This is a genomic window from Streptomyces sp. AcH 505, assembly GCF_000818175.1.
In the GTDB taxonomy this organism is placed as follows: Bacteria; Actinomycetota; Actinomycetes; order Streptomycetales; family Streptomycetaceae; genus Streptomyces.
Map to the genome: position 1 here is coordinate 6,728,743 of NZ_JTIY01000001.1, position 4,893 is coordinate 6,733,635.

Annotated in this window: 5 protein-coding genes; 3 read left to right on the forward strand and 2 right to left on the reverse strand. The window is 71.7% G+C overall.

The window, feature by feature from the left end; translation table 11 throughout:
• Nucleotides 1–1,397, forward strand: a 1,397-nt coding sequence (locus HY68_RS29515) for a GAF domain-containing SpoIIE family protein phosphatase (RefSeq protein WP_041997564.1), incomplete at its 5' end; no start/stop codon positions are given.
• 52 nt (nucleotides 1,398–1,449) lie between these two features.
• Here the strand turns inward: HY68_RS29515 and HY68_RS29520 are convergent.
• Nucleotides 1,450–2,439 carry an alpha/beta hydrolase gene (locus HY68_RS29520; protein ID WP_078863857.1) on the reverse strand — a complete coding sequence of 330 codons (990 nt, stop codon included), beginning with the start codon at nucleotides 2,437–2,439 and terminating at the stop codon, nucleotides 1,450–1,452.
• Between the two features lie 182 nt (nucleotides 2,440–2,621).
• Between HY68_RS29520 and HY68_RS29525 the strand changes: the two genes are divergently transcribed.
• Nucleotides 2,622–3,584 carry an SDR family NAD(P)-dependent oxidoreductase gene (locus tag HY68_RS29525; protein ID WP_041994600.1) on the forward strand — a complete coding sequence of 321 codons (963 nt, stop codon included), beginning with the start codon at nucleotides 2,622–2,624 and terminating at the stop codon, nucleotides 3,582–3,584.
• 160 nt (nucleotides 3,585–3,744) lie between these two features.
• On the opposite strand, the gene HY68_RS29530 is transcribed toward HY68_RS29525, so the two are convergent.
• Complete coding sequence (locus HY68_RS29530; RefSeq protein WP_041994603.1) at nucleotides 3,745–4,239, reverse strand: hypothetical protein; 495 nt, start codon at nucleotides 4,237–4,239, stop codon at nucleotides 3,745–3,747.
• 137 nt (nucleotides 4,240–4,376) lie between these two features.
• On the opposite strand from HY68_RS29530, the gene HY68_RS29535 reads away from it, so the two are divergent.
• A complete protein-coding gene (locus tag HY68_RS29535) occupies nucleotides 4,377–4,760 on the forward strand; it encodes a VOC family protein (protein WP_041994606.1) in 384 nt (127 codons plus the stop codon).
• Nucleotides 4,761–4,893: the final 133 nt, after the last annotated feature.

The following is a 4,893-nucleotide window of genomic DNA, read 5'->3' on the forward strand; positions in this document are numbered from 1 at the left end:
GCGCGGCGGACGGCCCCGGCGGCGCTGTCGTGGTGTTCCACGACACCGGCGCCGAGCGGGAACGCATCGACCGCAGCGCGGACCGCTACGCGTACAGCGAGATGGCCCGGGAACAGGCCGAGTACGAACTGGCCGAGGCCACCTGGCTCGGCGATCTGACGCTGGCCCTGGTGAGCACCCTGGAGGCGGACGAGGCCCTTGCCCGGGTCGCCAGGCTGCTGGTGCCCCGGCTCGCCGACGCCGCCGTCATCGACCTCGTCGTCGACCGGGGGCGGGTACGGCGAACCGCCTGGACCCACCAGGACACCGACCAGGTCCCCGCCGAAGTGCTCGAAGCCGACCCGCCCGCGTACGCGGAGGCCTCGGCGGCGCCGCTGGCCCAGGTGCTGACCGGCGGACCGACCCAGTATCTGAGCGCGCCCTTCCACACCGGGGACCCGGCGCCGCCCGCCGAAGGCGACGCACTCGGCAGGGCCACGACAGCCATGCTCACCGAACTCGCGGCCGAGCACGTCCTGATCGTGCCCGTGCGGCTGCGCACCAGCACCTTCGGCGCGCTGACCCTCAGCCGGGGCGCGGCGGGCCCGCCGTTCAGCGCCGCCGACCGGGTGCTCGCCGAGGAAGTGGCGCGCCGTACCGCGCTCGGACTCGACAACGCCCGGCTGCACGCCCAGCAGGCCGACATCGCGGCCACCCTCCAGCGCGCCCTGCTCACGGATCTGCCCGACGTCAGCACGCTGGAACTGGCCGCGCACTACCGGCCCGCCGAGCGGACCGCCGAGGTCGGCGGTGACTGGTACGACGCGTTCCCGCTGCCCGACGGGGACCTCGCCCTGGTGGTCGGTGACGTCACGGGCCACGACATACAGGCCGCGGCGCGGATGAGCGAGCTGCGCAACATGCTGCGGGCCCTGGCCGTGGACCGGCCCGACGAGGACCCCGGCACCATCCTGCGCCGCCTGGACAACGCACAGGCACATCTGGGGCTCGCCGACTCCGCCACCGTCGTACTGGCCCGGCTGCACGCCCTGCCGGACGGCGCCTGGCAGCTCAGCTGGTCCACGGCGGGCCACCCGCCGCCGCTGCTCATCACCGCCGACGGCAGGACCCGGTACCTGACCGACGCGCACTCCATGCTGATCGGGCTGCGCCCGAACACCGTCCGCCCGACCGCCACCACCGAACTGCCGCCCGGATCGACCGTCCTGCTCTACACCGACGGCCTGATCGAGTCCCGCACCCAGGACATCGACACCGGTATGACCCGGCTGCGGCAGCACACCGCCGTCCACCACGCACAGCCGCTGGACCGGCTGTGCGTCACCCTCGCCAGGACGCTCGGCGACATCAGGGACGACATCACCCTGATCGCCGCCCGTATCCCGCCCGCGCCGTGACCGCCGTGACCGCCGTATCCGCACGGCCGCCGACGGGCGCCGTACGCCCCGCTCAGCGCCGCTCGGCGGCCACCGCCGTGCCCAGGGTCTCCGGGGCGCTGCAGTACGCCAGATCGTCCAGCGGACGGTCCGTGCAGAACCGCGCGACGAGATCCGCGAAGTCGGCGATCCGCTCCACCGGCGCCAGATGGTCCGTCTCCTCGATGGTGAGGAACCGCGCCTCGGGCAGCCGCGCCGCCACCTCGCGGCCCATCTCCGGCGTGCACAGGGTGTCGTGCTCACCGGTCACCACCAGGCTCGGCACGGCGGGCACCGGCTCGGGGCGGTACCACTCGTGGCGCATCAAGCGGGTGTTGTGCTCGGCCGACATCCGCAGCTGCTCGGGCGTCTGTCCCGCGATCTGCTGGTAGACCAGCCGGGACACCGCCGCGTGCTTGCGCACGCGTCCGGTGCCGGGCGGGGACATGAACCGGTCCGCCAGCTCGCGCGCGATGGTCTCCGTCTCACCACGCTCGATCATCACGGCCCAGCGTTCCATCGCCGCCGCGTAGTCGGCCGGGATCCGGGTCGTCATGCCGACCAGCAGCAGCCGCGCCAGCATCCCCGGGTAGTGCTGGGCGAAGCGCACCCCGACGGCGCCGCCGTAGCAGGCGGCGACCAGATTGATCCGCGCCACCCCCAGCTCGGTCAGCAGATGCCGGACCACCGCGGCCAGGAAGTCGACGCCGTACGAGGCGGGCAGGAAGTCGGCGGTCCCGTAGCCGGGCAGGTCGACGGTGATCACCTGCCCCAGCGGGGCGAGCCACTTCTCGTGCCGCTGCCACGAGTTGCGGTCCTGCGACGACCCGCCGAGCACCAGCAGGGGCTCGGTCACCGGCGTCTCGTTGTGCACGATCCGGCAGGTGTAGCGGAACCCGTCGAACGTGAGATCCCGCTCCTCGACCCGGCCGGGTACGCCGTCCCGGTCGGCCGCCTGCTCCGGGACGGTCCGGTGAGCACGCGGCGATTGCTGGTCCTGGGCGAGGACGGCATCGATGGTCATGGGTGGCTCCAGAGCTCCGAAACGGGCAACGACGTCCTTGCCTAGCAGTACGCGCGAGCCGACCGGACATCATTGCCCCGTACGAGGGCGTTTCGCCCGCCGGGACCCGCTGATGGATTCGACACTCGTTCAGCCGGGGGACGCTTGACTTCGAGCGCGCTCGAATCCGTAGCCTGAGATGTATGACAACGCCGCAACACACGATCGGATCAGGGTTCGGAGCCCGCACCACGGCGGCCGAGACGCTGCACGGGATCGACCTCACCGGGAAACTCGCCGTGGTGACCGGCGGCTACTCGGGCCTCGGCCTGGAGACGACACGCGCCCTGGCAGGCGCCGGCGCCCACGTCGTCGTACCGGCCCGCCGCCGTGAGGTGGCGCAGGAGGCGCTCGCCGGCCTCGACGGGGTCGAGGTGGACGAACTGGACCTCGGCGACCTGGAGAGCGTACGTGCCTTCGCCGACCGCTTCCTCGCCTCGGGCCGCGCCATCGACATCATGATCAACAGCGCCGCCGTGATGGCCTGCCCGGAGACCCGGGTCGGGCCTGGCTGGGAGGCGCAGTTCGCGACCAACCACCTCGGTCACTTCGCCCTGGTCAACCGGTTGTGGCCGGCCGTCGCCCCGGGCGCGAGGATCATCTCCGTCTCCTCGGCGGGCCACCGCAACTCGGCCATCCGCTGGGACGACCTCCAGTTCGAGCACGGCTACGAGAAGTGGCAGGCGTACGGCCAGGCGAAGACGGCCAACGCGCTGTTCGCCGTGCGGCTCGACGCGCTGGCGCAGGAGAAGGGCGTACGGGCCTTCTCGCTGCATCCCGGTGGCATCCTCACCCCGTTGCAGCGCCATCTGCCCAAGGAGGAGCAGATCGCGCTGGGGTGGATCGACAAGGACGGCAATCTGCTCAACAACTCGTTCAAGACGCCCGAACAGGGCGCCGCTACCCAGGTGTGGGCCGCGACCTCGCCGCAGCTCGCCGGGAAGGGCGGGGCGTACTGCGAGGACTGCGACATCGCGGAACCCGCGGACGAGGGCGAGTTCAAGGGCGGCGTGCGCGCGTACGCCACCGACCCCGAGCAGGCGGCCCGGCTGTGGGCGCTCTCGGCGGAACTGACCGGCGTCGACGCCTTCGCCGCCACCGCCTGAGCGGTGCGCGGCAGTTCGTGACGCGGCGCCGTACGTGGCGCCGTGAACGCACGACCTCCCCGGCCCGACAGGTGGTCAGACTGTCGGGCCGGGGAGGAGTGTGACGACAGGGGAGCGCCCCCGCTTCGTACTGTGCCGCGCCCCTGTTTCCGCGGCGGCGCTAGTTCTTCGCTGCGCCCGGCAGGGCGTTGGCGAGCTTGGCGCAGTTGGTGCCGTTCTTGCCCGCGGTCGAGTCGCCGATGGTGCCCGACCAGCTGACGCACTGTCCCTTGGCGGCCAGGTAGACCGGACCCGCGTACGACGTGTAGTTCCCGGCGTCGACCACCGGAACGCCGCTCGGGGCCAGGCGGATGCTCGCCACCATGTACACCTTGGCGCCGGTCTTGGCCCGCTGCGTCACGACGCAGTTCTTGCCGGTCTTCGCGTTGTACGTGAGGAAGACCGTCCCCGCCGTACCGATCGGCGCCGAGTTCACGACCCCGTAGCCGGCGCCACAGACGCCGTTGTAGACCGCCGCTGCCGCTGCCTTCGGAACCGGCTTGGCCGCGGCCTCGGTCCGGGTGGCGGCCCCTGCCTGCGGTGCGAGAATCGCCGCCCCGCAGACCAGGGTGGTGGCGAGTGCGCCGATCGCGGTGGCACGCTGAGAGAAGATCATGTCTTGCCCCGTTTCCTCGATTGAGTGACGCTGGTCACGCGTCACATTCATTACGACCCGTGAGGCCGGGCAGGAGTTGTAGGGCCCGCTGCCTGTTACAAAATCGGGACACTTCACGACAAGGAAGGTCATCGGAGATGGCGAAAGCGCCGCGAATGACCCTGACGGGCACGGTTCTGTCCGCCCCCGATGTGCCGCTGCTGGCGGGCTTCTACCGGGAACTCCTCGGCTGGGAGGTCGCGCAGGACGAGCCCGACTGGGTCAAGCTGACACCGCCGGGCGGCGGCGCGAGCGTGGCGGTCCAGCACGAGGAGTCCTACACGCGGCCCCGTTGGCCCGCCGAGGACGGCCGTCAGCAGATGATGCTCCATCTGGACATCGAGGTGGACGATCTGGCGTCCGCCACGGCCTACGCGGTGTCGCTCGGCGCCGAGATCGCCGCGTTCCAGCCGCAGGACGACGTACGGGTCTGCCTCGACCCGGCGGGCCACCCGTTCTGCCTCTGGGTGGCGACGGACTGATGGACTGACGGACTGATGGACTGACGGGCCGTCGGTCAGCGGGCCTCGCCGAGCCCGAGATGCTCCTCCAGCCGGCCGATGCGCTCCGTCAGCGGCTGGATCTCCCGCCGGACGGCGGCGGCGAGTGCCTGCT